Raw genomic sequence first — 2517 nt, 5'->3', positions numbered from 1 at the left:
TCCCATATCGACCAGGTTGTTCCACGTGTGGGAGCCGACCAGGAGCACCTCACGTCCGCTGGCGTCGCAGAAATAACGCGGGTTCCTGGCGGAGACGCGGAGCGGTCCGGAAGCCGGCTTGGGCTTTTCCTCTTCATGTGCGAATGCAGATAGTGTGGACATCCCAGTCGGTACACCGAAGACCAGGGCCGCCTGGCCGCCGCGGATGAGAAATTGTCGACGATCCATGATGGTATCCTTCTTCAGATGGTTTGAATGTCTCCCAGGTCTAAAAAGCTCTTCCGGTAAAATGCGAGATTTATCTATTGGACGGAGGAAAAACTTCGTGCCCGACAAAACTTCTTTCGAGGCCTTTCGGTGCCAGATTAATTGTGGAAAATGATCGAAGCCGCATCGCCCAAATGTGTGTGGGCCCCCGCCGCTGGTTAACGATTCGTACAGTTGACGCTATTTATTGCCGTTGTCGGCCTGGTTTTCAAGAGAAGGCTATCCCTGGCTTCTCCCCGTTTTTTCTCTGGCGATAGGGACGTGAAATTCCCTATGTGGAGTGCGGGGCTTCAACCCCGCTTTCTGCGCGGGAATTCAGTCCCCGTGAAAGGAGATGGATAATCGAACGTCAAACGGCGGACCTGACAAGCAGGTCCCTCCGGCGGATGTTTCGGAGGGGCACGCTTGTCGTGCCCGGCGAAGGCAATGGAATATCGAACGTTGACAAACGGACCTGACAGGCAGGTCCCTCCGAAAGGTCGGGGGGCACGCTTGTCGTGCCCGGTGAGAAGAAATCGATTTTTCAATACAGAAAAATGCGGCTGACAAGGATGGTGCCCAGGCGGACCTGGCAACCTGGAGTTTCTTAAGAACGCTTCCGGTCGTGTCGCTTCATCGGCAGGAACACTCAGGCCGTGGGGTGACCTCGGGTAGGCCGTCGAATTCCCGATGCGCCACAGCAGACACTGTGAATTTCCGCCCGGTGAAGTCCAAGCCGCACGTGGCGAGCAGATTAAAGAACGGTTTTTGAGTGAGATCCACGCAAAGCGTGGCTTTCAGCATCCCCGCGGGTACGGAAGGAGTACTCGGCACGGAACAGGGGAGTGTGCCGCGCACCTGAACCGCTGGCGTGCCGAGACTGTCCTCCAAAACGAGTGTGGCGCCGGGCCCCACAGACAAACCGTGAAGACCGAGGACCGCGTTGACGGAGAGCACCGTCGCGTCGATGTCGGCGCCTTTTCCAGCTTCCCGCGCTGCAACCGTGACCGCATGCGTGATCGTCTGCTCAATGAGCATCAACACACCGAACTGAAAGACGGCCAGGCTGGCGAGCAAGAGAATCGGCAGAACAAGCACGGCCTCCAGCGTCAATGATCCTCGCCGTGAAGACCGTCGCCGACTTAGTCCGTCCAAAAAACGCGAAACCGCCGTTTTTCCGTCGGATTTGCTTGCGTTAGCCATGCTACATTCGGAGGTTGTCGTATTCATTGCTCGTTGGCTGCACTGTGAAAACGAGGGGCCACCCCGTCGCACCAATAACGGAACAGCGGCGCTGCTCTTCCGGATTGGTTGCGTCAGTCATTGCATCGGTATTCGTCAACGCGTTGAAGCCGTATCGTCTTACTCCCACACTGGTAAACGGCAATCGTATGTGCGGACACGCGGTAGCGGGGCATTTTAAGACCGAACAGAGAACAAATCGGACTGGGCACCGCCAGCACCGCCTGAGCACGGACGGCGAATTCGCCGTTTCCAGACCCGCCGGAAATAAGCGCGTAGGATTGCCCGTTGTTGTTGGGAGCACTGGCAGGTGGGCACGGGAGGTCGTCGATTCCCGAGGGGTGCACCGGACAGGTGGCCTGACAGTCATTCGACGATTCCGTATTGTCATAAAACACGGCCGAGACAGGCGGAAGCGGATTCCCGTTGATCGCGAAAACAATCGTCACTCTCACCCCGTCGCGTCCAATTCCGTCGCCGTAATCCTGGCCACTTCCGTGGGAGACGCCGGTGGTCCTCGCGCCAAACCGAATGCGGTCACCGGGCTCGAACCCAAGATCGCCACTGATGGGATCGGGATAAAAATGAATTGTCAGGGTAGGAGACAGGCCCGAGGTTGGTGAGAACACGATCTGCGAGGACGGATCAGGAAATCCCTCCACATCGTTATGACACGGAATGATCGGGGCCGGCAGATTGTCTGACAGAGTGGGTGGGGCAGAAGTGAAATCAAATTGACCGGTGCCGCCCCCCGCTTGGAGATCGATGGTCACGCTTTGAATCGTCAACCCGGCGGGGAGGTCCGGGGATGCCCGAAACACAATACCCCAGGCGTTGTCCTGGGCAAGGTTTCCCGGTCCCTGCGCAGTGGCATCAATAAGGACGGTGCCAGGGCTACAGCCGGGGCGCTTGCTGGCATCAAACACAATTGGGCAGGTGGCGTTGGGGTCGCGGATGACCGCCCCAAAAATGAGATTGCCTTCGGGGCTGGCACCCCCGACCGGATCTCCCGGTTGCACACAGCAGGTG

The 2517-nt window shown here is 58.0% G+C and carries 3 protein-coding genes; all 3 read right to left on the bottom strand.

The window, feature by feature from the left end; genetic code table 11:
• Positions 1–228: hypothetical protein (locus tag H5U08_RS15615; protein WP_297035112.1), on the bottom strand; the 228-nt coding region annotated here is incomplete at its 3' end.
• A 651-nt stretch (positions 229–879) separates the two neighbouring features.
• On the bottom strand, positions 880–1449 hold the full coding sequence (locus H5U08_RS15610) for a TadE family protein (RefSeq protein ID WP_297035110.1): 570 nt from the start codon (positions 1447–1449) through the stop codon (positions 880–882).
• A gap of 113 nt (positions 1450–1562) precedes the next feature.
• A partial coding sequence (locus H5U08_RS15605; RefSeq protein WP_297035108.1) for a hypothetical protein occupies positions 1563–2517 on the bottom strand: 955 nt, incomplete at its 5' end.

The organism is Thermogutta sp., assembly GCF_014359955.1.
Taxonomy (GTDB): domain Bacteria; phylum Planctomycetota; class Planctomycetia; order Pirellulales; family Thermoguttaceae; genus Thermogutta.
The sequence above is the reverse complement of the archived record's forward strand: the minus strand, read 5'-3'. Positions and strand labels throughout refer to the sequence as shown.

Excerpts from the sequence above, each read along its gene's own strand:
- H5U08_RS15610 (WP_297035110.1), bottom strand. The coding sequence starts at position 1,449 with ATGGCTAACGCAAGCAAATCCGACGGAAAAACGGCGGTTTCGCGTTTT.